This is a genomic window from Micromonospora sp. NPDC005252, assembly GCF_042872475.1.
In the GTDB taxonomy this organism is placed as follows: Bacteria; Actinomycetota; Actinomycetes; order Mycobacteriales; family Micromonosporaceae; genus Micromonospora.
This window is the reverse complement of sequence record NZ_JBIAKN010000017.1, coordinates 40144-64410: the sequence shown is the minus strand read 5'-3', so window position 1 is coordinate 64410 and position 24267 is coordinate 40144. Positions and strand designations below refer to the sequence as shown.

General features: G+C 70.8%; 20 protein-coding genes and 1 tRNA gene. 14 read left to right on the top strand and 7 right to left on the bottom strand.

Features of this window, described 5'->3' with window-relative positions; genetic code table 11:
- Positions 1–110 precede the first annotated feature (110 nt).
- Both pyk and ACFYPH_RS28880 read left to right on the top strand, forming a co-directional pair.
- Positions 111–1559: a pyruvate kinase gene (gene pyk, locus ACFYPH_RS28885; RefSeq protein WP_354862523.1), complete on the top strand. Its 1449-nt coding sequence runs from the start codon at positions 111–113 to the stop codon at positions 1557–1559.
- On the top strand, positions 1556–2440 hold the full coding sequence (locus ACFYPH_RS28880; protein WP_355068178.1) for an acyl-CoA thioesterase II: 885 nt from the start codon (positions 1556–1558) through the stop codon (positions 2438–2440). The genes pyk and ACFYPH_RS28880 overlap by 4 nt, the downstream gene beginning before the upstream one ends.
- A 61-nt stretch (positions 2441–2501) precedes the next feature.
- On the opposite strand, the gene ACFYPH_RS28875 is transcribed toward ACFYPH_RS28880, so the two are convergent.
- On the bottom strand, positions 2502–3164 hold the full coding sequence (locus tag ACFYPH_RS28875; protein WP_354863371.1) for a YceI family protein: 663 nt from the start codon (positions 3162–3164) through the stop codon (positions 2502–2504).
- 234 nt (positions 3165–3398) lie between these two features.
- Between ACFYPH_RS28875 and ACFYPH_RS28870 the strand changes: the two genes are divergently transcribed.
- Positions 3399–3863 carry an Rrf2 family transcriptional regulator gene (locus ACFYPH_RS28870; protein ID WP_238647043.1) on the top strand — a complete coding sequence of 155 codons (465 nt, stop codon included), beginning with the start codon at positions 3399–3401 and terminating at the stop codon, positions 3861–3863.
- 464 nt (positions 3864–4327) lie between these two features.
- Complete coding sequence (locus ACFYPH_RS28865; RefSeq protein ID WP_355068180.1) at positions 4328–5335, top strand: sulfite exporter TauE/SafE family protein; 1008 nt, start codon at positions 4328–4330, stop codon at positions 5333–5335.
- Between the two features lie 14 nt (positions 5336–5349).
- Here ACFYPH_RS28865 and ACFYPH_RS28860 read toward each other — a convergent pair whose 3' ends face one another.
- The gene (locus ACFYPH_RS28860) at positions 5350–6789 is read right to left on the bottom strand and encodes a pyridoxal-dependent decarboxylase (protein WP_355068182.1); all 1440 of its coding nucleotides are present in this window, start codon (positions 6787–6789) and stop codon (positions 5350–5352) included.
- Between the two features lie 250 nt (positions 6790–7039).
- Between ACFYPH_RS28860 and ACFYPH_RS28855 the strand changes: the two genes are divergently transcribed.
- On the top strand, positions 7040–9325 hold the full coding sequence (locus ACFYPH_RS28855) for a cellulose binding domain-containing protein (RefSeq protein WP_387186185.1): 2286 nt from the start codon (positions 7040–7042) through the stop codon (positions 9323–9325).
- A 199-nt stretch (positions 9326–9524) separates the two neighbouring features.
- On the opposite strand, the gene ACFYPH_RS28850 is transcribed toward ACFYPH_RS28855, so the two are convergent.
- Both ACFYPH_RS28850 and ACFYPH_RS28845 read right to left on the bottom strand, forming a co-directional pair.
- Positions 9525–10520, bottom strand: a complete 996-nt coding sequence (locus ACFYPH_RS28850) for an LLM class flavin-dependent oxidoreductase (protein WP_387186182.1) — start codon at positions 10518–10520, stop codon at positions 9525–9527.
- A gap of 60 nt (positions 10521–10580) precedes the next feature.
- Positions 10581–11060, bottom strand: a complete 480-nt coding sequence (locus ACFYPH_RS28845; protein ID WP_354861434.1) for an Lrp/AsnC family transcriptional regulator — start codon at positions 11058–11060, stop codon at positions 10581–10583.
- A gap of 83 nt (positions 11061–11143) precedes the next feature.
- Between ACFYPH_RS28845 and ACFYPH_RS28840 the strand changes: the two genes are divergently transcribed.
- A complete protein-coding gene (locus ACFYPH_RS28840) occupies positions 11144–12322 on the top strand; it encodes a trans-sulfuration enzyme family protein (protein ID WP_387186178.1) in 1179 nt (392 codons plus the stop codon).
- Here ACFYPH_RS28840 and ACFYPH_RS28835 read toward each other — a convergent pair whose 3' ends face one another.
- From ACFYPH_RS28835 to ACFYPH_RS28825, 3 genes are all read right to left on the bottom strand, one after another.
- Entirely contained in the window at positions 12323–12973 is a 651-nt protein-coding gene (locus ACFYPH_RS28835; RefSeq protein ID WP_387186175.1) for an epimerase, read from the bottom strand.
- Positions 12974–13126: 153 nt separating this feature from the next.
- Entirely contained in the window at positions 13127–13894 is a 768-nt protein-coding gene (locus tag ACFYPH_RS28830) for a transcriptional regulator (RefSeq protein ID WP_354861440.1), read from the bottom strand.
- Between the two features lie 18 nt (positions 13895–13912).
- A tRNA-Leu gene (locus ACFYPH_RS28825) sits at positions 13913–13987 on the bottom strand.
- 97 nt (positions 13988–14084) lie between these two features.
- Between ACFYPH_RS28825 and ACFYPH_RS28820 the strand changes: the two genes are divergently transcribed.
- The 8 genes from ACFYPH_RS28820 (at position 14085) to polA (ending at position 24139) form a co-directional block, all read left to right on the top strand.
- A complete protein-coding gene (locus tag ACFYPH_RS28820) occupies positions 14085–14708 on the top strand; it encodes an ANTAR domain-containing response regulator (protein ID WP_234584542.1) in 624 nt (207 codons plus the stop codon).
- Positions 14709–14763: 55 nt separating this feature from the next.
- Positions 14764–15951, top strand: coding sequence for a hypothetical protein (locus ACFYPH_RS28815; protein ID WP_387186172.1), 1188 nt, complete (start codon positions 14764–14766; stop codon positions 15949–15951).
- 365 nt (positions 15952–16316) lie between these two features.
- Positions 16317–17468 carry a branched-chain amino acid ABC transporter substrate-binding protein gene (locus ACFYPH_RS28810; protein ID WP_354861444.1) on the top strand — a complete coding sequence of 384 codons (1152 nt, stop codon included), beginning with the start codon at positions 16317–16319 and terminating at the stop codon, positions 17466–17468.
- A gap of 64 nt (positions 17469–17532) precedes the next feature.
- On the top strand, positions 17533–18516 hold the full coding sequence (locus ACFYPH_RS28805) for a branched-chain amino acid ABC transporter permease (protein ID WP_354861446.1): 984 nt from the start codon (positions 17533–17535) through the stop codon (positions 18514–18516).
- Positions 18513–19670, top strand: coding sequence for a branched-chain amino acid ABC transporter permease (locus tag ACFYPH_RS28800; RefSeq protein WP_354861447.1), 1158 nt, complete (start codon positions 18513–18515; stop codon positions 19668–19670). The genes ACFYPH_RS28805 and ACFYPH_RS28800 overlap by 4 nt, the downstream gene beginning before the upstream one ends.
- On the top strand, positions 19663–20604 hold the full coding sequence (locus ACFYPH_RS28795; protein ID WP_354861448.1) for an ABC transporter ATP-binding protein: 942 nt from the start codon (positions 19663–19665) through the stop codon (positions 20602–20604). Before ACFYPH_RS28800 ends, ACFYPH_RS28795 begins: the two co-directional genes overlap by 8 nt.
- Positions 20591–21304: an ABC transporter ATP-binding protein gene (locus ACFYPH_RS28790; protein ID WP_387186167.1), complete on the top strand. Its 714-nt coding sequence runs from the start codon at positions 20591–20593 to the stop codon at positions 21302–21304. The genes ACFYPH_RS28795 and ACFYPH_RS28790 overlap by 14 nt, the downstream gene beginning before the upstream one ends.
- Before the next feature lie 135 nt (positions 21305–21439).
- On the top strand, positions 21440–24139 hold the full coding sequence (gene polA, locus ACFYPH_RS28785; protein ID WP_363935964.1) for a DNA polymerase I: 2700 nt from the start codon (positions 21440–21442) through the stop codon (positions 24137–24139).
- Positions 24140–24267 lie beyond the last annotated feature (128 nt).

The window sequence follows — 24267 nt, the reverse complement described above, 5'->3', positions numbered from 1 at the left end:
CCGGTGCGGCTCCGCCCGCCGGTCCGACGCGCACCGCGCGTTGTTGGACACCTGTTCCGCTGCCTGCAAGGGGTCGGCCCCGAGTCCGACCTGAAGGAGAGACTAGCCTGATGGGCGTGACACGCCGCGCGAAGATCGTCTGCACTCTTGGTCCCGCCACCTCGTCCCCGGAGCGCATCCGGGGCCTCGTCGAGGCCGGTATGAACGTGGCGAGGCTCAACTTCAGCCACGGCAGCCACGCCGACCACGAGGCGGTCTACCGACTGGTCCGGGAGGCGTCCGAGGCGTCCGGCAAGCCGGTAGCCGTCCTCGCCGACCTGCAGGGGCCCAAGATCCGGCTGGGCCGGTTCGCCGACGGCCCGCACGAGTGGCGCACCGGCGACTCCGTCGTGATCACCGGTGACGACATCCTCGGCAGCAAGGAGCGGGTCTCCTGCACCTACCGCAAGCTGCCGCAGGAGGTGAAGCCCGGTGACCGCCTGCTGATCGACGACGGTCGGGTTGCCGTGGAGGTCACCGACGTCACCGGCAACGACATCCGCTGCCTGGTCACCGAGGGCGGCCCGGTCTCCAACAACAAGGGCGTGTCGCTGCCCAACGTGGCGGTCAGCGTGCCCGCCATGTCGGACAAGGACGCCGAGGACCTGCGCTTCTCCCTGGGGCTCGGCGTCGACCTGGTCGCGCTGTCCTTCGTGCGCTCGGCCGAGGACATCAAGCTCGTCCACAACATCATGGCCGAGGAGGGCGTGTTCCGGCCGGTGCTGGCCAAGGTCGAGAAGCCGGAGGCCGTGGATCACCTGGAGGCCATCGTGCTGGCCTTCGACGGCGTCATGGTCGCCCGTGGCGACCTCGGCGTGGAGATGCCGCTGGACGAGGTCCCGCTGGTGCAGAAGCGGGCCGTGCAGCTGTGCCGGGAGAACGCCAAGCCGGTCATCGTGGCCACCCAGATGCTCGACTCCATGATCGAGAATTCCCGCCCCACCCGGGCGGAGGCCTCCGACGTGGCCAACGCGGTGCTCGACGGCGCGGACGCGGTGATGCTCTCCGGCGAGACCAGCGTCGGCAAGTATCCGGTGCTCACCGTCAGCACCATGGCCAAGATCGTGACGACCACCGAGGCCGGCTCGATCGGCGTGCCGCGGTTGCAGCACGACCCGCGTACCCACGGCGGCGCGCTCACCGTGGCCGCCTCGTCGATCGCCCGGGCCATCAACGCCAAGGCGCTGGTCGCCTTCTCGCAGACCGGCGACACCGTCCGGCGGCTCTCCCGCCTGCACTGCGACCTGCCGCTGCTGGCGTTCACCCCGGTCCCCGAGGTGCGTGACCAGCTCGCCCTGACCTGGGGCGTGGAGACCTTCCTCATGCCGTTCGTGCAGCACACCGACGACATGTTCCGCCAGGTCGACCAGGCGCTGCTCGGCCTCGACCGGGCCAACCCGGGTGACTACGTGGTGATCGTGGCGGGCAGCCCGCCCGGCACCCCCGGCTCGACCAACACTCTGCGCGTCCACCAGCTCGGCTCGCTTGTCGACGCGGCGTCGGCGCGGGCGCTGCAGTGAGCGACGATCGGGTCGCGGTCGGCCAGGCAGCGGTCGACCAGCTGCTGGAAGTGCTGGACCTCGACCCGACCGGGGAGATGACCTTCCGGGGGATGAGCCCCCCGGTCGGCCCACAACGGGTGTACGGCGGCCAGGTTGCCGGTCAGGCGCTGGTCGCCGCCGGCCGCACGGTGGACCCGGAGCGGTTCGTGCACTCGCTGCACGGCTACTTCGTCCGCCCCGGCGACCCGGTCGAGCCGATCGAGTACCAGGTGGAGAACATCCGCGACGGCCGGTCCTTCTCGGTACGCCGGGCGGTCGCCCTCCAGCACGACAAGCCGATCTTCTTCATGTCGGCGTCGTTCCAGCGGGCCGAGGAGGGGTTGGACCACCAGGCCCCCGCGCCGCTGGACGTGCCTGCCCCGCAGGACGTGCCGACGATGTCCGACCGGCTCTCCCGCTACCCCGAGCGTCTGGGCATCTGGGGGCAGATCCCCCGCCCGATCGACGTGCGCTACGTGGGGGAGCCCGGCTGGGTCCGCCCCGGCGACCGGCCGGCCGACCCGCACCAGCGGGTCTGGATGCGCATCGACGGCAAGCTGCCCGACGACCCGCTGCTGCACGCGTGCGCGCTCACGTACGCCTCGGATCTCACCCTGCTCGACTCGGTGCTCTCCGTGCACGGTGAGGTGTGGGGGCCGGGCGGTGTGGTCGGCGCGAGCCTGGACCACGCGCTGTGGTTCCACCGGCCGTTCCGCGCCGACGAGTGGTTCCTCTACGACTGCTGGAGCCCGTCGGCGTCCGGCGCGCGAGGGCTGGCCACCGGCCGGATGTTCACCACCGACGGCCGGCAGATCGCCAGCGCCGTGCAGGAGGGTCTGCTGCGCCGCGTCGGCGCCTGATCCGCCGGCCCTCGGGCCGCCGGCCCTCGGGCCGTCGGCCCCCCTCGGGCCGTCGGCCCGGTCACGCCGCGTGGATGGCCTCGCCGGCGATTTCGATCTGCACGGTCTTCCCGACCAGAACGCCGCCGCTCTCCAGCGCGACATTCCAGAGCAGGCCGTAGTCCTCCCGGTTGATCTCGGCGGTCGCGCTGAATCCGAAGATGTTCTGCCCGTACGGATCACGACGGGCGCCGCCGAAATTCACCTGAAGGTCCACCGCGCGAGTGATCCCCTTTACCGTCAACTCGCCGGTGAGCACAAATCGATTGGGCTCGGACTGCGGCGGGGGATTGTGACTTCTGCCTCGTCCGCCGAATCGGTGGTTTCGCAGGCGGGCCCAGTGGAAAATCGGGTCCTCGTCGCTCTGCCAGTTAATGCCCGTGCTTCGATATTCGAGCGTGGGATAACGCTCCACGTCGAGGAAGTCGGCGCTTTTCAGGTGGGTGTCCCGGTCGACGCTCCCGGTGGAGATGCTCGCCGCCGCGATGGTGGCGGTCACGCTGGAGCGCAGCGGATCCTCCGCCAGGAAGATCTCCGCGCTCGCCTCGGCGAACTCGCCGCGGACCGGGCTCACCATCATGTGGCGGGACAGGAAACCGATCCGCTTGTGCGCCTGATCGAGGCGATAGGTGCCGGCGATCGGGATGGTCATGCCATCCCAGGTGCGTGTGGCGACATCGGTCATCGTGTTGCCTTCCCCCCGGGTGGAGCCGGGTGTTTATCAATGTCCTGCCGAGCCCCCGTAACCGGTCCGGCAGTAATACCGCCCGCCCAGCATAAGGACGCGCCGAATCAGCATTCCGGGCCCCACCGGGTAGTGGATCACGGCGTCCGACGTTATTGGCTAATCGTCGATGCGTGACCGATCGGCCGAGGGTCGCCGACCCGGCCGGATGACCTGCGGGCTAACCTTGCCGGCATGCGTCTCTCCGCCCGGGTCGACTACGCCCTCCGCGCGGCCGCCGAGCTCGCCGCGACGGCCAGTGGCCCCGGGCGGGGCCGGCCGGTCACCGCCGACCAGATCGCGCGTGCGCAGGAGATCCCGCCGAAGTTCCTGGAGAGCATCCTGCTGCAACTGCGCCGGGGTGGCATCGTGCACGCCCAGCGCGGCCCGGAGGGCGGCTACTGGTTGGCCCGCCCGGCCGAGGAGATCTCTCTCGCGGAGGTGATCCGGGTGATCGACGGGCCGCTCGCGCACGTCCGGGGGCAGCGCCCCGAACAGCTCGGCTACCACGGCCCGGCCCGTGCCCTGCAGGAGGTCTGGATCGCGCTGCGCGCCAGCGAGCGGGAGATCCTCGAACTGGTCAGCGTCGCCGACGTGGCCGCCGGCACGTTGCCGGCCCGCGTCACCGAGCTGGTCGCCGACCCGCGCGCCTGGATCTGAGTTGGCAGCGGGCACCCTGCCCGCCCCGCGTCACCGAGCTGGTCGCCGGCGCGCGCGCCTGGATCTGAGTTGGCAGCCGGCGCGTTGCCGGCCCGCGTCACCGAGCTGGTCGCCGGCGCGCGCGCCTGGATCTGAGCGCCGGCCGATGCCCGGCCTGATACCCGCTGCGACGCCGCGGCGCGGCTTCCGCGAGATCTTGGACAGTTTCCGTCCGCGCCGAACGGAAACTGTCCAAGATCTTGCCGTGGTGGAGGAGCGTGCGCGGTCGCGACGCCCCGCGGGGGCGCGTCCGGGCGGTTGGTCTGCGGGAATGCGTCGCATTGCCGGGGTACGGCGCGTCGCGGTCCGGCCCGGCCGCGCCTCGCGGTGGCGTCCCACCCCCCGGTCGAGGGCTTGACCCGGGCAGCCTCGTGCCGCATTGTCGACCAAGTTGATAGGAGATACCGAAAAGTCAGGGGGCGCTCGTGCGCAAGCTGCTGGTCCTCGCTCTGGTCGGGCTCGTCGCGCAGTTGATCGATGGTTCGCTCGGTATGGCGTACGGGTTGACCTCGTCCACGTTGCTGCTGGTCGTCGGGGTCGCTCCCGCTGCCGCATCGGCGTCGGTGCACCTGGCCGAGATCGGCACCACGCTCGCGGCCGGGGTCGCGCACTGGCGCTTCGGCAACGTCGACTGGCGGGTGGTGACCCGCATCGCCCTGCCGGGCGCGATCGGCGCGTTCGCCGGGGCCACCCTGCTCAGCTCGATCTCCACCGAGTCAGCCGCGCCGTGGATGGCCGCCATCCTCTTCACTTTGGGCGCGTACCTGCTGCTGCGCTTCGCCCGACCGCTGCGTACCGGCCGGGTCGGCGGACGGCTGCGCGGACGCTTCCTCGGCCCCCTGGGCCTGGTCGCCGGCTTCGTCGACGCGACCGGCGGTGGCGGGTGGGGCCCGGTCGCCACCCCGGCGCTGCTGGTCTCCGGTCGGATGGAGCCCCGCAAGGTGATCGGCTCGGTCGACACCGCCGAGTTCGTCGTGGCCGGCGCCGCTAGCGTCGGTTTCCTGATCGGCCTGGGCACGGAGGGGTTCCTTCTCCCCACCGTCGTGGCCCTGCTGATCGGCGGGCTCATCGCCGCCCCGCTGGCCGCCTGGCTGGTGCGCATCGTGCCCGCCCAGCTGCTGGGCGCGGCGGTCGGTGGCGTGATCGTGCTGACCAACGCCCGCACCCTGATCCGGTCCGCCGAGCTGGACGGCCCGCTCCGCCCCACCCTGTACGCCCTGCTGGCCGCCGCTTGGCTGACCGCGCTGATCTTCGCCGTGCGGGCCCTGCGCCGCGCCCGCCGCGCCCGCGCCACCGTCGCCGCCGCCCCGACCGTCACTCCCGCCGCCCCGAGCGTCGCTCCCGCCGTCGCTCCCGCCGCCCCGGCCGTCGCTCCCGCCGCCGACGTGGTGCCGGCGGATCTGGCCACAACGGGTACGCCCAGCCCGCGCTGACCGGCGGGCGAGGGTCAGCGGGTGGGGAGGTCGTCGGCCGCGCCGGCGAGCAACGTCCACGCCTCGTCGACGTGTGCCTCGGTGGTCTGCGGTGCGCCGACGGCCAGCCGCAGCGTGTAGCGGCCGGCCACGCGGGTGTGGGTCAGGTGTGCCCGCCCGGTGCCGTTGACCCGGGCCAGCAGCTCGGCGTTGGTGTCGTCGTCGGCGCGCAGCCGGAAGCAGACCAGCGAGAACGGGTGCGCCGCGGCCAGCTCGAACCGGTCGTCCTCGCGGACTCGGTCGGCGAACCGGGCGGCCAGTGCCACGCCGGAGCGGATGTGCGCCCGCAGCCCCTCGGCGCCGTACCAGCGCAGCACGAACCACAGCTTCAGGGCCCGGAAGCGGCGACCCAGGGGCACCTGCCAGTCCCGGTAGTCGATCACCGCCCCGGATTCGGAGGCGGCGTTGCGCAGGAACTCCGGGAGCACGGTCAGCGCTTCGATCAGTTCGGCGCGGTCGGCCACCCAGAACGCGTCGCAGTCGAAGCCGGTGAGCAGCCACTTGTGCGGGTCGAAACAGTAGGAGTCCGCGTACTCCAGGCCGGCGTGCGACCAGCGCAGCTCGGGGCAGACGGCGGCGGCGCCCGCGTACGCCGCGTCGACGTGCAGCCAGATCCCGTACTCGGCGCAGATCGCCCCGATCTCGGGCAGCGGATCGACGGCGGTGGTGGAGGTGGTGCCGATGGTGGCGACCACCATGGCGGGTACGTCCCCGGCGGCCAGGTCCGCCTCGATCGCGGCCCGCAACGCGTCGGGGCGCAGCGCCTGGGTGTCCGGGTCCACGTCGATCGGCCGGATCCCGTCGCCGCCCAACCCGGCGATCCGTGCGGCCTTCTCGATCGAGGAGTGCCCGTGCACGGAGGTGTACGCGCGATAGCGCCTGTCGATTCCGGTGACGCGCCAGCGACCCGCGCTGGCGCGGTGCAGCGCGGCGAGGGTGGCCACCAGGGTCGCCGAGGAGGCCGAGTCCTGGATGACGCCGCCACCGGCGCCGGTCGACCGGAAGCGTTGCGGCAGGTCGAGCAGCTGGGCCAGCCAGTCCATCATGACCGTCTCCAGCTCGGTGCAGGCCGGGCTGCTGGCCCACAGCATGCCCTGCACGCCGAGGCCCGAACTGACCAGGTCGCCGAGCAGACTCGGGCCGGAGGTGTTCGCGGGGAAGTAACCGAAGAAGCTCGGGTGCTGCCAGTGGGTCAGCCCCGGTAGGACGATCGCGTCCAGATCGGCGAGGACCGCCTCGACCGGCTCGCCGCCGGTGGTGGGCGGCACGCTCGGCAGGGCCTTGGCCACCGTCCCGGGTGGGTCGGCCGGGGCGACCGGCCGCTGGTGCAGCGTCGTCCAGTAGTCGGCGATCCAGTCGACGACGGCGTGGCCGGCGCGGCGGAACTCGTCCGGGTCCATGTGCGGGGCGCTCACCCGTACGAGTTGATCAGGCATCCCACCGCGGGGCAAGAGCACACGGTTCACGGCGGGGTGTGACATCCGTCGATATTGCGGAGCGGAAAGCGCTTGCCTTACGATGCGGCTGAGCCGGATCCGCGAGTTCCAGGGCGTTTCACCCCGACCAGATCGCCGTTCGTCGCTGCGGCGGCGGGCCGTTCACCGTGCTTCCCGGGCAGGGCAGGTGGACCACAGCGGTCATCACCGGATCCTCCGGAGGCAGTTCATGCACCCGTCCAGACAACGGCTGATCCTGCTGGCCGCGTCGACGGCCACCGCCGTCGTGGCCGGCGCCGTCGGCACGGTCGTCGCCTCGGCCGCCGCCGTCGGCTGTCGCGTCGACTACCAGGTCACCAACCAGTGGCAGGGCGGCTTCGGCGCCAACGTCACCATCACCAACCTCGGCGAGGAGGTCAACGGCTGGGCCCTCACCTGGTCGTACGCCGCCGGCCAGCAGGTCACCCAGGCGTGGAACGCCACCGTCACCCAGTCCGGCGCCCAGGTGACCGCGCGCAACGTCGACTACAACGGCGCCCTCGCCACCAACGGCATCGCCTCGTTCGGGTTCAACGCCTCGTGGACGAGCAGCAACCCGGTGCCGGCCAGCTTCGCGCTCAACGGCGTCACCTGCACCGGGGCGCCGGCCACCGACGGCCCGACCACCCCGCCACCGACCACCCCACCGCCCACGACGCCACCGCCCACGACGCCGCCGCCGACCACTGCGCCGCCGACGACGCCGCCACCCACCACGCCTGGAGCCGGGGCGAAGCAGATGGAGAACCTGGACCGAGGGTTGATCAGCGTCCGCTCCGGCAGCGGCAACCTGGTGTCCTGGCGGCTGCTCGGCACCGAGACCTCCGGCGTGGCGTTCAACCTCTACCGGGGCTCGACCAGGGTCAACGCCACCCCGATCACCGGCGCCACCAGCTACCTCGACAGCGGCGCGGCGGCCGGGTCGGCGTACACCGTGCGGGCCGTGGTGGGCGGCGCCGAGCAGGCGGCGTCCGCGCCCGCCCTGCAGTTCGCCAACGGCTACCTGGACGTGCCGTTGCAGGTGCCGGCCGGCGGGACCACCCCCAGCGGGGAGAGCTACACCTACAGCGCCAACGACGCCTCCGTCGGCGACCTCAACGGCGACGGCACCTACGAGATCGTGCTCAAGTGGGATCCGTCCAACGCCAAGGACAACTCCCAGTCCGGCTACACCGGCAACGTCTACGTCGACGCGTACACCCTGACCGGCACCCGGTTGTGGCGGATCGACCTGGGCCGCAACATCCGCGCCGGCGCCCACTACACCCAGTTCCAGGTGTACGACTACGACGGTGACGGCCGCGCCGAGGTGGCCATGAAGACCGCCGACGGCACCCGCTCCGGCACCGGTCAGCTCATCGGTTCGTCGTCGGCGGACTACCGCAACTCCAGCGGCTACGTGCTCTCCGGCCCGGAGTACCTGACCATGTTCAACGGTCAGACCGGCGCGATCGCATCCACCGTGAACTACGACCCGCCGCGCGGCACCGTGTCGTCCTGGGGCGACTCGTACGGCAACCGGGTGGACCGGTTCCTCGCCGGCACCGCCTACCTGGACGGGCAGCGTCCCTCGCTGATCATGGCCCGGGGCTACTACACCCGGGCGGTCATCGCGGCGTGGGACTTCCGCAACGGCACGCTGACCAAGCGCTGGACGTTCGACTCGAACGCCTCCGGCAACGGCGCCGCCGCGGGTCAGGGCAACCACCAGCTCTCCGTGGCCGACGTCGACGCCGACGGCCGCCAGGAGATCGTCTACGGCGCCGCCACGATCGACGACAACGGTCGGTTGCTCTACTCGACGGGCAACGGGCACGGCGACGCCCTGCACGTCGGGGACCTCGACCCGGGCCGCGCCGGCCTGGAGGTGTTCAAGGTCGACGAGGACGCGAGCAAGCCCAGCTCCTGGTTCGCGGACGCCCGTACCGGTCAGATCCTGTGGTCCACGCCGGCTTCCGGCGACAACGGCCGGGGTGTCTCCGCGGACATCTGGGCGGGCAGCCCCGGCGCGGAGTCGTGGTCGGCGGCCGTGTCCGGCCTGGCCAGCACGCGCGGGCAGAACGTCGGGCGCAAGCCGTCGTCGACGAACTTCCTCGCCTGGTGGGACGGCGACCCGGTCCGCGAGCTGCTGGACGGCACGAAGATCGACAAGTACGGCACCAGCGGCGAGACCCGGCTGCTCACCGGCGATGAGGTGGCGTCCAACAACGGCACCAAGTCCACGCCGGCGCTCTCCGGCGACATCCTCGGCGACTGGCGCGAGGAGGTGATCTGGCGAACCACCGACAGCCGGGCGCTGCGCATCTACAGCACGCCCACCCCGACCAGCACCCGGATCCACACCCTGATGCACGATCCGCAGTACCGCGTGGCGATCGCGTGGCAGAACACCGCCTACAACCAGCCGCCACACCCGGGGTTCTTCATCGGCGACGGAATGGCCAGCCCACCCACCCCGAACATCTACCTACGCTGATCTGACCCTGGCGGTCCTGATCGGGTTCGCCTAGGGTGGCAGGCACCGGGCCGCAGCCGCGGAATCCGCACAGCTCCGGCCCGGTGCTCCACACCGCGGCATTCCCGACCCGTCCCGACCGGGAATGCCGTACCACCACCGGCACCAACATTAGGCACCGTCCGGGTCGCGGGGGTGACGCTGACGTGAAGATCGTGTTTCACGCGTCCCGGCGCAGGCCCCCCGCCACCTGCTCGGCGATCAACTCGTACGACCGCACCCGGTCGGCGACGTCGTAGACCAGGGTGGTGAGCATCAGCTCGTCCGCGCCGGTGCGCTCCTGCAACTCGGTCAACTGCCGGCGCACCGTCTCCGGCGAGCCCAGCGCCTGACCGTCACGGCGCTGCAGCACGAACTCCCGCTCCATCTCGGTGTACGGGTACGCCGCCGCCTCGTCGGGCGTCGACAGCGGCTCCGGTCGACCGGAGCGCAGCTTCAGAAACGACAGCGCGCTCGGCCCGGCCAGCCACTCGGCCCGCTCGTCGGTCTCGGCGCAGACCGCGTTGACGGCCACCATCGCGTACGGCTTGTCCAGCCACTGCGACGGCCGGAAGTTCTGCCGGTACAGCGCCAGCGCCGGCAGCGTGTTCGCCGAGCTGAAGTGGTGCGCGAAGGAGAACGGCAGACCCAGCAGGCCGGCCAGCTGGGCGCTGAAGCCGCTGGAGCCGAGCAGCCAGACGGCCGGCTGCTCACCCCGACCCGGGGTGGCGATGATCTGCCCCGGCTTCTCCCCGCTGAAGTAGTTCATCAGGTCCGCCAGCTCACGCGGGAAACCCTCCGCCGACAGGCCCTCCATGGTGCGCCGCAACGCCAGCGCGGTCACCTGGTCGGTGCCCGGGGCCCGCCCGATGCCCAGGTCGATCCGACCGGGGTGCAGCGCCTCCAGGGTGCCGAACTGCTCGGCCACCACCAGCGGCGCGTGGTTGGGCAGCATCACCCCGCCCGAGCCGAGGCGGATCGTCGACGTGTTCGCCGCCAGGTGCGCCAGCAGGACCGCCGGCGCGGAGCTGGCGATCGCCGGCATGTTGTGGTGCTCGGCCACCCAGAACCGGTGGTAGCCCAGCTCCTCGGTGCGTCGGGCCAGCTCGGTGGTGGCCTGCAGGGCCGCTCCGGCGGTCGTCCCGCGAGCGACCGGGGCAAGATCAAGAACAGACATCGGTACGGTGATCACACGCAGTGCCAACTCCCTGGCCTGCCCATTCATTCCGGCTGCCGCTCACCCCACCCCGCGGGCCTGCTCGAAGATCAGGCTGGTCTGCGTGTGCTGCACCACCGGGTCGACCGCGAGATGATCCAGCACGAAGTCCCGCAGCGCGTCACCCGACGCCGCCCGCACGTGCAGCACGTAATCCTCCGCGCCGGCCACGTGGAACACCGACACCACCCCGGGCAGGCGCACCGACCGGGCCCGGAACGCGTCCACCGCCGCCCGCTCGTGCGCGGTCAACCGCACCGACACCAACGCCTGCAACGGCAGACCCAGCGCGGCCGGATCCACCTCCGCGTGGAAACCCCGGATCGCCCCGCGCTCGCGCAACGCCCGCGTCCGTGTCAGGCACGTCGACGGCGCCACTCCCACCCGCTCGGCGAGCGCGTTGTTCGGCAACCGGCCGTCCGCCGCCAACTCGGCGAGGATCGCGCGGTCCACCTCGTCCAGGGCCGGATACGGCCGCACTTCGTTCGGCTCAGGGGGCATCCGAGCATCCTCCACCGAATATCCCGACGAAGCCAGCCCTCATCTCAGAATTATTCACCAAACCATTGCCCTCTCGGCACCGGATGTTCGACGCTACCGCCATGACGACGGTGGACACCCGGGCCGTACACGCCGGCCGCGACGACCTGCGCACGCTCGGCGTGCACGTGCCACCGATCGACCTCTCCACCACCAACCCACTGCCCTCGGTCGACGACGGCGGCAACGCCTACGAACAACTCGCCACCGGCGGCACCCTCCCCGCCGACGGCAGCGCCGTCTACCAGCGGCTCTGGAACCCCACCGTCGCCCGCTTCGAGACGGCCCTCGCCGAACTGGAGGGCACCGCCCAGGCCGTCGCCTTCGCCAGCGGCATGGCCGCCCTCACCGCCACCCTGCTCGCCGCCACCCGCGACGGCCACCGCCACATCGTCGCCGTCCGACCCCTCTACGGCGGCACCGACCACGTCCTCGCCACCGGCCTGCTCGGCACCACCGTCACCTGGGCCCACCCCGACCAGGTCGCCGCCGCCATCCGCCCCGACACCGCGCTGGTCGTCATCGAGACGCCCGCCAACCCCACCCTCGACCTCGTCGACATCGCCGCCCTCGCCACCGCCGCCGGCGACGTACCCCTGCTCGTCGACAACACCGTCGCCACCCCCGTGCTCCAGCAACCCGCCCGGCACGGCGCCACCCTCGTCCTGCACAGCGCCACCAAGAGCATCGGCGGGCACGGCGACGTCCTCGCCGGCGTCGTCGCCTGCGACGCCGACTGGGCCGTCCGACTGCGCCAGGTCCGCGCCGTCACCGGCGCGATCCTGCACCCCCTCGGCGGCTACCTCCTGCACCGCGGCCTGCAGACCCTGCCGCTGCGGGTCCGCGCCCAACAGGCCACCGCCGAGAAACTCGCCGGCTGGCTCGCCGACCACCAGGCCGTACACCGGGTGCACCACCCCTCGGCGTACGACCCGGCGGCGCTCGTCGGCCGGCAGATGTCCGGACCCGGCAGCCTCCTGGCCTTCGAGGTACGCGGCGGTGCGCCCGCCGCCGCCACCGTCGCCGCCGCCTGCCGACTGATCACCCACGCCGTGTCCCTCGGCGGCGTGGACACCCTCATCCAGCACCCCGCCTCGCTCACCCACCGGCCCGTCGAGGGCGACGCGAAGCCCGACGGCGCGCTGCTGCGCCTCTCCGTCGGCCTGGAAGACCCCGACGACCTGCGCGCCGACCTCGCCCAGGCGCTCGACACGATCGCCTGATCAGCGCAGCTCGCGGTTGCCCAACACCCGGGTCGGCGCGCCCTCCCGGGCCACGCGCAGCATCGCCCGACCGATCCCGTCCGTCGTGGTGACCTGGTTGGGGAAGAGGCGCCGCAGCACCGGGAACAGCGGACGGGTGACCGCGTACCCCAACCGGTACCACCGCGTCTTCGACACCGCCCCGTGCGTCGGCTGGATGAAACCCGGTCGCGCCGCGTACCCGTTGGGCAGCAGATCGATGATCGCGTTCTCGGCACGGCCCTTGACCCGCGCCCACATCACCCGACCCTGTTCGGTCGAGTCGGTGCCGACGCCCGAGACGTAGACGAACGTGACCCGCGGGCTCACCTCGGCCAGCAACCGGGCCGCGGCGAGGGGATAGTCGTAGCTGATCCGGGTGTACGCCGCCTCGTCCAGACCCAGCGACGAGACGCCCAGGCAGTAGAAGCAGGCGTCGACGCCGGTCAGCTCCGCGCGTACCGTCTCCAGGTCACCCACGTCGGGGACCGTCAGCTCCCGCAGCTTCGGATCCTGCCGACCGGTCGGCCTCCGGCCGACGGTGAGCACCTCCCGCACGTCCTCGGCGAGCAGACACTCCCGCAGCACGCCCTGGCCGACCATCCCGGTCGCACCGAAAATGACCACCCGCATCAGAACCCGCCCTCTGTCGTCGACCCCCGCACAGGCTCCCACGCACGCGATGCCGCTGCCCCATCCACCGGTCGATCATGAAGTTATCGCCTTCGATGTCGGCGTGTCGGCGCAATAACCTCATGATCACCAGGGTTGGGCGGCCTGGCGGGGTCAGGACTTGGGGCCGACGTGCCGGTCGAGCGCGGCTACCGCGTCGCGCCGCGCCACCGACAGCGAGTTGCGACGGTTCATCCGCCAGGCGATGCCGAGCAGGTCGAGGCCCCACTGGCAGAGCCCCATGATGTCCGTCGACTCGTTGACAAACATGTAGCGCGGGTAGACGTACGCCCTGCCGCGCATGGTCACCCGGTTGGCGATGCGGCAGCCGTCGGAGTGGAACAGCCCTCTCAGGAAGTCGCCGGGGTGCTGCTCCATGATCGGCCTTTGCCAGTCGGCGAGGACGATCGGTCGCTCGTGCTTCTTGCCGGGACCGTGCTGCGGGAGCAGGCAGGGCCAGTGGAGGCCGTAACTCTGCACGCCCACGCAACCCTGCTTCTGGACCCGTTGCACCTTCGAGGCCAACACGGCTCGCATGGCCACATCGCACGCCTCGATCAGCCCGGGCCAGGCATTGGAACAGTAGATGCGCAACACCGGAACACGCGCCGCCGTCACCAGGTGGCCGTCGCCCAGGTAGAGACCGAGCAGGTAGGCGTAGGCCGCGGGGTCTGTCGGACTATCGACACCTTCACGGCAGCGGAAACACCGGAGCTGGGTGCCCTGGAACTTCGCTTCCGGCCGGTCGTTGCACCAGTGCCAGACCGTGCGATATGGCAGACCGACAGCCCGAGCGGTGTCGGCGACAGTGCCGCCCGCGAGGAAGAACTGGCGTGCACGAGCACGGATCTCAGGTGGATGCACGGGACCATGCTCGAACATCCGTACGACATTAATTTGTGCCCTCGGTGGGATTCGAACCCACACTGTATGGAGTTTGAGACCATTGCCTGCTGCCAGTTGGGCTACGAGGGCGCTTCCCTGATTCAGCCCTGACAGGATACCCACTACGCTGAGGGCGGTGACACCCGGCTGGGCGGGTGTCGGGTTCGAACTGGTGGGGGTAGGGCTGGTGGCTGAGATGCCGACGGATGCCGAGCGCAGGCGCGTACTGATCGCCGAGGACGAGGCGCTGATCCGGCTGGACCTCGCCGAGATGCTTGTCGAAGAGGGCTACGAGGTGGTGGGGGAGGCCGGCGACGGCGAGACCGCCGTGCGCCTCGCCGAGGAGCTGAAGCCCGACCTCGTCATCCTCGACATCAAGATGCCGATCATGGATGGGCTGGCCGCCGCCGAGCGGATCGCCGGCGCCCGGATCGCCCCGGTGATCATCCTGACCGCGTTCAGCCAGCGGGACCTGGTGGAGCGGGCGCGGGCGGCGGGCGCGATGGCGTACCTGGTGAAGCCCTTCCAGAAGAGTGACCTGGTCCCGGCGGTGGAGATCGCGCTGTCGCGCTACTCGGAGGTCGCGGCCCTGGAGGCGGAGGTCGCGAGCCTGACCGACCGCCTGGAGATCCGCAAGACGGTCGAGCGCGCCAAGGGCGCGCTGATGACGACGTACGGGATGACCGAGCCGCAGGCGTTCAAGTGGATCCAGCGCACGGCGATGGACCACCGGATGACCATGAAGGAGGTCGCCGAGCGGATCCTCGCGGAGACCGCCGGCGGCGAGGTGGCGCAGCAGCCGACCGTCTGAGCGGCTGCTCTGCTCGGGGTCACCGCGGGCGGCGGGTGGTGGTTAGCATCGACGGGTGTCCGTCCGACGGGTGATCGCGGTGTTCGGCCTCTTCGCGCTGCTGCTCGCCGGCTGTGACGGGCCGGCCGCGTCGACCGGTGAGCGGCTGTCCGCTGGTGCCGCGCCCGCGCTGCGGCCGGCATGGCAGGCGTTGACGCTGCCGGCGCCGCCGGGTGGCGCGGGCCGCCTGTTGGTACGCGACGTGGCGGCGTGCGCGGGCCGGTGGTTCCTGGTCGGCGGCGTCGCGGACGCCGCTGGCGGCACGCGCCCGGCGGTCTGGACCAGCGTGGACGGTACGGCGTGGACGGTCCTGCCGGTGCGGGCGGATTCGTTCTACGGCAAGCAGAACGTGCTGTCGTCGGTGGCGTGCCGCGACGGCCGGGCGGCGGTGATCGGCGCGAAGGTCGGCGGGGCGCACGGCTATCCGCGGGTGAGCACGTGGCGGCAGGTGGCCGACGGCGCGCTCGTCGAGGTGCAGGCGTCCTTCGAGACGTACGGCGGACCGAAGGCGGTGAACGTGTCCCGCCTGGCGGCGGGTCCGTCGGGCTGGTTGATCGTGGGGAACCGTTCGGCGGGTGCGGCCTCGTGGGTGTCGTCACCGGAGGCGGCGGAGTTCGCGCTGGTGGAGGGCGCGCCGGGGCTGGCGAGTGACACCACGGGGGTGACCTGGGCGTTCGACGCCGCGGCGACGTCGTCGGGTTGGCTGGCCGTGGGTGGTCTGCTGCCGGCCGGCCGGATCGACCGGGACCCGGCGGTGTGGTCGTCGCCGGACGGGCGGTCGTGGCAGCGCACGGTGTTGCCGGGTGGCGCGGAGTACGAGGAGTTGCAGCGGGTGGCGCTGGCCGGTGGGGTGCCGGTGGCGGTCGGGCTGCGGGGTGCGACGTTCGGCGCGTGGCGTCAGGAGGCGGCGGGCTGGGTGGCGGCGGGGACGTTCGGGCGGCGGTCCGCGGCGGGGGTGCCTCAGGTGGCGTCGCTGGTGGCCTCCGGTGATCGGCTGTTCGCCGCGGTGACGGACGGTGCGCGTTACTCGGTGTGGGTGTCGACCGATCGGGGTGGATCGTGGCGGGAGGCCGCGATGCCGCTCGATGTGGCGGCGGGTGCCGACCGGGACGTGGCGCTGGTCGCGGTGGGTGAGCGGTGGTGGCTGGCGGTGGACGACGGTTCGCGGTCCGGGCTGTGGTGGGCGGGCGGGGTGGGCGCCTGAGGGTGGGGCCTGGTGGTCCCGTGGCCGGGCGGCCGACTGTCCGGATTGTTTGCGCAGGTCAGATCGTCTTTTCGGTGGGCTCCGTCGGTCCGGGTGGGTGGGCGGGCGCTCAGACCGACCGTGGGCTTAAGGACCGATCGACGGATTCACCTGTTACGGGCATCGACAGGATTGCCCGCGTCTTCGTAACGGTTTCGCAGACCCCGCGTTCAGGCCTTCCGGGACGGTATGCGGTGTCGGTACGCTCCGCCATCACGAGCCGTTACGCAGGGGGCGTCCCTGCGGGGTGGGTGGATCTGCGGTCCGCGTGCTGTCGCCGTCACTACGGGTCAGCCGCGTCCGCATCTGGAGGAGGTCAGGAAGCCGTGAGGCGAAGCTATGTACGGGCGCTGGGCACTGTTGCGCTCGCCGCGACCCTGGTGGTCGCGGCTGGTTGCCAGGATTCCGGTGGCGGCGACGGTGGGACCGCGTCCGGTGACTGCGGTGGCAAGATCGCGATCTTCGGCGCGTTCACCGGTGACAACGCGGGTCTGGTGATCCCGTCGCTCAACGGCGCGAAGCTCGCCGTGAAGCAGTTCAACGAGGCGAACCCGAACTGCAAGGTCGAGATGCAGCCGTTCGACACCCAGGGTGACCCGGCTGTCGCGACCCCGTTCGCGAACCAGATCGCGGGTGACAAGTCGTTCCTCGGTGTCATCGGTGGCCACTTCTCCGGTGAGTCGGACGCCACCATGCCGATCTACCAGGCCGCTGGCCTGGCCATGATCAGCCCGTCGGCGACCCGTACGGACCTGACCCAGAAGGGCAACACGTCCTTCTACCGGGTCGTCGGCAACGACGGCACGCAGGCCGGCGCGGTGGCGAGCTACCTGAAGGCGCAGAACGCCGCCAAGGTCTTCATGATCGACGACGGCAGCGCCTACGGCGCGGGCATCACCGCCGAGCTGGGCAAGAACCTCGGCCCGGCGCTGGCTGGCAGCGACAAGATCCAGGAGAAGCAGTCGCAGTTCGACGCGACCATCTCCAAGATCAAGGCGAAGCAGGCCGACTTCGTCTTCTACGGCGGTTACACCCGTGAGGCCGCTCCGCTGGTGAAGCAGATGCGCGCCGCCGGTGTCCAGGCCAAGTTCGTCGGCCCGGACGGCCTGTACGACCCGGCGTTCCCGGCGGGTGCCTCCGGCGGCGCCGAGGGCGCGATCATCACCTGCCCGTGCCTCCCGGCCGACAAGGCCGGCGGCACCTTCGCCGCCGACTACCAGAAGGAGTACGGCATCGCGCCGGGCTCCTACGGCGCTGAGGGCTTCGACGGCGCGCAGATCTACCTCGACGCGTTCAAGGCCGGCAAGAAGACCCGGGCCGACATCCTGGCCTTCGTGAAGTCCTACGACAAGCAGGGCGTGTCGAAGTACATCAAGTTCGACGACAAGGGCGACGTCGACCCGTCGAAGGTCGTCATCTGGGCCTACCAAATCAAGGGCAAGGAGATCACCGCGCTGCAGGAGCTCAAGCTCAGCTGACGGCACGGCAAACGGGGTGCGGCCGGGGTTTCTCCCCGGCCGCACTCGATTCAAGGAGACCCCGGTGAATTTCGACGAACTCTTCGGCCACCTCGGCCAGCACACCGTCGACGGGTTGTCCAAGGGGGCGATCTACGCCCTGATCGCCCTGGGCTACACCCTCGTCTACGGCGTCCTTCGCCTGATCAACTTCGCTCACTCCGAGGTCTTCATGGTCGGCACCTTCGCGGTGCTGGGCGTGTGGAGCGCCTTCGGTGTGCAAAATAACCCGCCGGTCGGACAGGCCGTGCTCTTCCTCGTACTCGGTCTGGTGGCCGCGGCGGTCGCGTCGGGCGGCACGGCCCTGGCGATCGAGCGGATCGCCTACCGGCCGCTGCGCCGCAAGAACGCCCCGCCGCTGATCTTCCTGATCACCGCGATCGGCCTCTCCCTGGTGCTGGTCGAGGTCTTCGGCCTGCTGCTGCCCGACACCGTCGGCGGCACGTTCCCGGACCTGTTCGGCCGGCCGCGGCAGATCGTCGGCATGCCGACGATGATCAAGCAGGAGACGCTGTTCTCCATCGGCGGCACGAACATCACCAACATCCAGGTGATCGTGTTCGTGTCGGCCGTGGTGATGATGGCCGCGCTGGACTGGTTCATCAACCGCACCCGGTACGGGCGGGGCGTGCGCGCCGTCGCCCAGAACCCGGAGACGGCGGCCCTGATGGGCGTCAACCAGGAGCGCGTGATCATGCTGATCTTCGTGCTCGGCGGGATGATGGCCGGCGCGGCCGCGCTGCTGTGGAGCATGCGCTTCGGCTTCACCCAGAACAGCATCGGCTTCGTGCTGGGCCTCAAGGCGTTCACCGCCGCCGTTCTCGGCGGTATCGGCAACCTGCGCGGTGCCCTGGTGGGCGGCCTCTTCCTCGGTCTCGTCGAGGTCTATGGAGCCACCCTCTTCGCGTCGAACTGGGAGGACGTCATCGCCTTCGTGGTGCTGATCGCGGTGCTGATGTTCCGGCCCACCGGTCTGTTGGGTGAGTCGCTGGGGAGGGCCCGCGCATGATGAACTCCATTCGCGGCGCCGACCGGCGTCGGGTCAGCCTGCTTACCGGCGTCGGCGACCGGTTCCGGGCGCTGCCGAAGTGGCAGCGGGCCGCGGCCTTCCTGGCCTTCGTGGCGTTCCTCTACTACCTGCCGCTACTCGGTATCCCCGGCCTCACCTGGCTGCGGACCGACTCGATCGCCGGCGGCAACAACTGGGCCGGTGTGCTCTTCATCTGCGCCATCTACGTGCTGGTCGCGATCGGCCTGAACGTGGTGGTCGGCCTCGCCGGTCTGCTGGACCTGGGTTACATCGGCTTCTTCGCCGTCGGGGCCTACAGTGTGGCGCTGTTCGGTTCGGTGAACTCGCCGGTGGTGAAGTGGATCCAGCAGAAGTTCGACCTGCCGCCGACCTGGGCGGTCACCTGGGCGATCTGCCTGTTCATCGCGATCGTCCTGACGATGATCTTCGGGGTGCTGCTGGGCTGGCCGACGCTGCGGCTGCGCGGCGACTACCTGGCCATCGTGACCCTCGGCTTCGGTGAGATCATCCGGATCGTGGCCCGCAACGCCACCAGCATCACCAACGGCAACCAGGGCATCTCCGCGATCCCGGGGCCGGAGGGCCCGCCGTCGGCCGACAACCAGATCTTCGGGCTGATCGACGCGAAGCCCTGGTACTGGCTGGCAATCACGGTGGTGCTGCTGATGGTCTTCGCGGTGCGCCGGCTCGAGCACAGCCGGGTCGGCCGAGCCTGGCTCGCCGTCCGGGAGGACGAGGACGCCGCGGCGGTGATGGGGGTCTACCCGTTCAAGTTCAAGCTCTGGGCGTTCGCCATCGGCGCCGCCCTGGGCGGGCTCTCCGGGTTCCTCTTCGCCAGCCGTAACGCGTTCATCGACCCGACCCAGTTCAACGCGAACCTCTCCATCCTCTTCGTCGCCATGGTCGTGGTCGGCGGCTCGGGGAACATGATCGGGGTCTCGCTCGGCGCGGTGCTGCTCGCCTACCTGCCGGAGCGGTTCCGGGAGGTCGCCGACTACCGGTGGCTGGCCTTCGGCCTGGCCATGGTCGTGGTGATGATCCTGCGTCCGCAGGGCCTGATCCCCAGCCGGCGGCGGGCCCGCGAGCTCAAGGACCGCGCGGCGGCGGCAGAGGAGGCGCCCGCTCATGTCTGACCAGACGACCGACACCGTGACGCCGAAGATCCCGACCCAGCCGGGGCCTCGGCAGGTGCTTCTCGAAGTCGACGACGTCACGCTCCGCTTCGGCGGCGTGGTCGCCCTCGACAAGATCAATTTCCAGATCTACGAGGGCGAGATCCTCGGCCTCATCGGGCCGAACGGCGCCGGTAAGACCACCAGCTTCAACGTGATGACCGGGGTCTACAAGCCGACGTCGGGCGCGGTCCGGTTCCGGGGCCAGAAGGTGACCGGCCGCAAGCCGCACCAGATCAGCCAGTTGGGCATCTCCCGGACGTTCCAGAACATCCGTCTCTTCCCGGAGATGACGGCGCTGGAGAACGTCATGGTCGGCACGGACTCCCGGCACAAGACCAGTGTGCCGGGGGCGCTGTTCCGGCTCTACCGGGTGCGACCCAAGCCGGAGGAACTGCCGCAGGTCACCGCCGCGTCCGGGATCGTCCGGACCTGGCAGCAGGTGCGCCTGAAGGCCGCGAAGATCTTCGGCCTGTCCCGGCACATCCTGGAGGAGCGGGCGGCGGAGGCCAAGGCGCTCGAGTTGCTGCGCTTCGTCGGGATCGCCGACCGGGCCAACGACGAGGCGCGCAACCTGCCGTACGGCTACCAGCGGCGGTTGGAGATCGCCCGCGCGCTGGCCACCGAGCCGAAGCTGATCTGCCTGGACGAGCCGGCCGCCGGCTTCAACCCGGCGGAGAAGGAGGAGCTCCTCACCCTGATCCGCAAGATCCGTGACATGGGCCTGACCGTCCTGCTCATCGAGCACGACATGCGGCTGGTCATGGGTGTCACCGACCGGATCGTGGTGCTGGAGTTCGGCCGCAAGATCGCCGAGGGTGCGCCCGCGGAGGTCAGCCGCGATCCGAAGGTGATCGCCGCGTACCTGGGGGAGCCCGCCGATGACGCTGCTTGAGCTCGAGAACGTCGCCGTCGCGTACGGCCGGATCGAGGCGTTGCACGGGATCAGCCTCACCGTCAACGAGGGTGAGGTGGTGGCCCTGATCGGCGCGAACGGCGCCGGCAAGACCACCACGATGCGGGCCATCTCCGGGACCAGGTCGCTCAGCACCGGGAAGATCACGTTCAACGGTGAGGACATCAGCAAGCTCCGCGCCGACCTGCGGGTGGTGCGGGGGTTGTGTCAGTCGCCGGAGGGGCGGCAGATCTTCCCCGGCATGACGGTCATGGAGAACCTGGACATGGGGGCGTACACCCGGCGGGACTCCGCCGGCATCGCCGCCGACCTGGATCGGGTGCTGACCCTCTTCCCACGGCTGGCCGAGCGGCGCAAGCAGGCCGGCGGCACCCTCTCCGGCGGCGAGCAGCAGATGCTCGCGGTCGGTCGGGCGCTGATGAGCCGTCCGAAGCTGCTGCTGCTCGACGAGCCGTCGATGGGTCTGGCACCGCTGGTGATCCGGCAGATCTTCGACATCATCAGCGAGATCAACGAGCAGGGCACGACGATCCTGCTGGTCGAGCAGAACGCCCAGCAGGCGCTGTCGCGGGCACACCGCGGCTACGTGCTGGAGACCGGTCAGATCGTGAAGGAAGGGTCCGGTCAGGACCTGCTGCACGACCCGTCGGTCAAGGAGGCGTACCTCGGCGTGGCCTGAGCCACCGCATCCGGCGGCCGGTCGTCCCCTCGTGGGCGGCCGGCCGTCGGCGTGCGTGCCGTGGGTTGTGTTTTCGCGCCCGTGGCGCGGTGCCGCCACCCTGGGTTGTCGGTGCGACGGACTAGAGTCGCTGCCGTGACAGCTACGACGCCGCGCCTGCTCCTCGTCGACGGACATTCCCTGGCATACCGGGCCTTCTTCGCCCTGCCGGTGGAAAACTTCTCCACCACGACGGGTCAGCCGACCAACGCGGTGTACGGCTTCACCTCAATGCTGATCAACGTCCTGCGCGACGAGCAGCCCACCCACATCGTCGTCGCCTTCGACGTCTCCCGCCGGTCCTTCCGCACCGAGAAGTACGCGGAGTACAAGGCCGGCCGCAGCGAGACCCCGACCGACTTCAAGGGCCAGGTCAGCCTCGTGAAGGAGGTCCTGGCGGCGCTGCAGATCCCGGTGGTCGAGATGGAGGGCTACGAGGCCGACGACGTCATCGCGACGCTCGCCTGCCAGGCCCGCGACCAGGGGATGACGGTGCTGATCAGCACCGGCGACCGGGACGCCTTCCAGCTCGTCGGTGACCAGGTCACCGTGCTCTATCCCCGCAAGGGCGTCTCCGACCTGGCCCGGATGGACCCGGCGGCGATCGAGGCGAAGTACGGCGTCGGGCCCGAGCGCTACCGCGACCTCGCCGCCCTGGTCGGCGAGACCAGCGACAACCTCCCCGGCGTGCCGGGCGTCGGCCCGAAGACCGCCGCCAAGTGGATCACCATGTACGGCGGCGTGGAGGGCGTGATCGCCCGCGCCGACGAGATCAAGGGCAAGGCCGGCGACAGCCTGCGGGAACGGCTCGCCGACGTGATCCGCAACTACGAGATCAATCGCCTGGTCTCCGACCTGGAGCTGCCGCTGCGCCCGGAGGACACCCGCTGGGCCGGCTGGGACCGGGAGGCCGTGCACCAGGTCTTCGACACGCTGGAGTTCCGCATCCTGCGCGACCGCCTCTACCAGTATCTGGAGGCCGTCGAGCCGGAGGCCGAGTCGGGCTTCGACCTGACCGGTGAGGTGCTCACCGAGCCGGGTGGGCTCGCCGCCTGGCTGGGCACGCACGCCCCGACCGGCACCCCGGTCGGGCTCGCGGTCAAGCTCGACACCGGCCCCAACCGCCGGCACACCGCCTCGATCACCGGTCTGGCGCTGGCCAGCGCCGGGGGCGCGGCCGCCTGGGTGGACCCGACCGGGCTCGACGCCTCCGACGAGAGCGCCCTCGCCGCGTGGCTGGCCGACGCGCAGCGGCCCAAGGTGCTGCACGACAGCAAGCCGGCGGTGCTGGCCTGCGCCGCACACGGCTGGGAGCTGGCCGGCATCGTCCGCGACACCCAGATCGCCGCGTACCTGGCCCGTCCCGACCAGCGGTCCTACGACCTGACCGACCTGGCCCTGCGCTACCTGCACCGCGAGCTGCGGGTGGACGTGCCCGAGACCGGGCAGCTCACCCTCGACGGGCTGGGCGACGAGGGCGTGGCCGAGCAGAACCTCATGCTCCAGGCCCGCGCCACCCTCGACCTCGCCGACGCGATCGACGCCGAGCTGTCCCGCGACGGTGAGCAGTCCGCGCGGCTGATGGCCGGGGTGGAGCTGCCGCTGATGCGGGTGCTCGCGGGCATGGAGCGCACCGGCATCGCCGCCGACAACGACTACCTGCACGAGTTGGAGGCGCACTTCGCCGGCGAGGTCAAGACCGCCGCGCAGGGCGCGTACGAGGCGGTGGGCCGAGAGTTCAACCTCGGCTCGCCCAAGCAGTTGCAGGAGATCCTCTTCACCGAGCTGGGCCTGCCGAAGACCAAGAAGATCAAGACGGGCTACACGACCGACGCCGACGCCCTGCAGTGGCTCTACGCGCAGCAGCCGCACCCGGTGCTGGCCCATTTGCTGCGCCACCGCGACGTCGCCAAGCTCAAGTCGACGGTGGACGGCCTGCTCAAGTCCGTCTCCGACGACGGCCGGATCCACACCACCTTCAACCAGACGGTGGCGGCCACCGGGCGCCTCTCCTCGACCGAGCCCAACCTGCAGAACATCCCGATCCGCACCGAGGAGGGCCGGCGCATCCGCCGGGCCTTCGTGGTGGGTGAGGGGTACGAGTGCCTGCTCACCGCCGACTACAGCCAGATCGAAATGCGGATCATGGCGCACCTTTCCTCGGACGACGCGCTGATCGAGGCGTTCAACTCCGGGGCCGACTTCCACGCCGCCACCGCCTCGTCGGTCTTCGGCGTGCCGGTCGACGAGGTCACTCCGGACCAGCGGCGCAAGATCAAGGCGATGAACTACGGCCTGGCGTACGGGCTCAGCGCGTTCGGCCTGTCCCAGCAGCTCAACATCAACACCGAAGAGGCGCGCGGCCTGATGGAGAACTACTTCGCCGGCTTCGGCGGAGTGCGCGACTACCTGCACCAGGTCGTCGCCCGGGCCCGTCAGGACGGCTACACCTCGACCATTCTGGGTCGCCGCCGCTACCTGCCCGACCTGGTGAGCGACAACCGGCAGCGCCGCGACATCGCCGAGCGGATGGCTCTCAACGCCCCCATCCAGGGGTCGGCCGCCGACATCATCAAGGTGGCGATGCTGCACGTCGACACCGCGCTCGCCGACGCCGGCCTGCGCTCCCGGATGCTGCTACAGGTGCACGACGAGCTGGTCTTCGAGGTCGCCCCGGGTGAGCGGGAGGCGTTGGAGGCGCTGGTGCGGCGTGAGATGGGTGGGGCGTACCCGCTGTCGGTGCCGCTGGAGGTGTCGGTCGGCGAGGGCCGGGACTGGAACAGCGCTGATCACTGATCTGGTTGTTGGTTGCGGTGGGGGGTTCCGGGGCAGCCCGACCCGCTCCGGGCGGTCAGGCTTGATCCCTGCGCGGGTCGGGCTGCCCCGGAACCCCGACCGGGTCGCCCTGGTCGGGGTCGCCGGCC

Excerpts from the sequence above, each read along its gene's own strand:
- pyk (WP_354862523.1), top strand. The coding sequence starts at position 111 with ATGGGCGTGACACGCCGCGCGAAGATCGTCTGCACTCTTGGTCCCGCC.
- ACFYPH_RS28875 (WP_354863371.1), bottom strand. The coding sequence starts at position 3,164 with ATGACCGATGTCGCCACACGCACCTGGGATGGCATGACCATCCCGATC.
- ACFYPH_RS28870 (WP_238647043.1), top strand. The coding sequence starts at position 3,399 with ATGCGTCTCTCCGCCCGGGTCGACTACGCCCTCCGCGCGGCCGCCGAG.
- ACFYPH_RS28855 (WP_387186185.1), top strand. The coding sequence starts at position 7,040 with ATGCACCCGTCCAGACAACGGCTGATCCTGCTGGCCGCGTCGACGGCC.
- ACFYPH_RS28850 (WP_387186182.1), bottom strand. The coding sequence starts at position 10,520 with ATGTCTGTTCTTGATCTTGCCCCGGTCGCTCGCGGGACGACCGCCGGA.
- ACFYPH_RS28845 (WP_354861434.1), bottom strand. The coding sequence starts at position 11,060 with ATGCCCCCTGAGCCGAACGAAGTGCGGCCGTATCCGGCCCTGGACGAG.
- ACFYPH_RS28840 (WP_387186178.1), top strand. The coding sequence starts at position 11,144 with ATGTTCGACGCTACCGCCATGACGACGGTGGACACCCGGGCCGTACAC.
- ACFYPH_RS28835 (WP_387186175.1), bottom strand. The coding sequence starts at position 12,973 with ATGCGGGTGGTCATTTTCGGTGCGACCGGGATGGTCGGCCAGGGCGTG.
- ACFYPH_RS28830 (WP_354861440.1), bottom strand. The coding sequence starts at position 13,894 with ATGTTCGAGCATGGTCCCGTGCATCCACCTGAGATCCGTGCTCGTGCA.
- ACFYPH_RS28800 (WP_354861447.1), top strand. The coding sequence starts at position 18,513 with ATGATGAACTCCATTCGCGGCGCCGACCGGCGTCGGGTCAGCCTGCTT.
- ACFYPH_RS28795 (WP_354861448.1), top strand. The coding sequence starts at position 19,663 with ATGTCTGACCAGACGACCGACACCGTGACGCCGAAGATCCCGACCCAG.
- ACFYPH_RS28790 (WP_387186167.1), top strand. The coding sequence starts at position 20,591 with ATGACGCTGCTTGAGCTCGAGAACGTCGCCGTCGCGTACGGCCGGATC.